At 64.9% G+C, this 699-nt stretch carries 1 protein-coding gene; it reads left to right on the top strand.

Annotated features, from left to right (window positions below; translation table 11 throughout):
* Nucleotides 1-528, top strand: a 528-nt coding sequence (locus ACP7D4_RS28180; protein WP_426212744.1) for an AAA family ATPase, incomplete at its 5' end; no start/stop codon positions are given.
* Between the last annotated feature and the right edge of the window lie 171 nt (nt 529-699).

The raw sequence follows: 699 nt of genomic DNA on the forward strand, positions 1-699 counted from the left end.
GGCGCGCTCGGGGTCGAGCCGTCCTACCGGCGCGCGCAGCTGTGGCGCGACATCAAGCAGCGCATCGCCGAGATGGTCGACGGCAAGCAACTGCTGCCGGTGTGGGTCATCGACGAGGCGCAGAACCTGCCGGTCGAGTTCTTCCGCGATTTACCCGCGTTCCTGAACTTCGCGTTCGACGCGCGCGATCTGATCACCGTCTGGCTGGTGGGCCATCCCGGCCTGGCGCAAACGCTTGAGCGCGCGCCCTATGCTGCACTGCACGGGCGCATCGCCGCGCGGGTGCAACTGCGGCCCGTCGTCGAACGCGAACGCTTCGCCCTGCTGATCGGGCATGCATTGAAGACGGCCGGCTGCCAGCACACCCTGCTGGCCGATTCCGGCATGGAGGTGTTGCGCCAGGCATCAAAGGGCTTGCCGCGCATCGCCGGACGGATCTTGCACACCGCCATGCGGCTGGCCGTGCCGAAAGGCTTGAACCACTTGCCGGACGACCTGCTGCAACAAGCCATTGAGGAGCTGCGATGACATCACGCTACAAATCCCTATTGCCGGCGCCAGATGACATCTCGGACGAGACTGCGGCGGTGCTGACCGGGGTCATGTTTGCACTGGCCAGTGTCTGCGAAGTACGCTATCTGGACAAGATTCTGCGCCACCAGGCAGTCAAGCTGGGGGCGAAGAGTCGGGACCATGATC

Source organism: Massilia sp. TWP1-3-3 (genome assembly GCF_049897805.1).
In the GTDB taxonomy this organism is placed as follows: Bacteria; Pseudomonadota; Gammaproteobacteria; order Burkholderiales; family Burkholderiaceae_D; genus Telluria_A.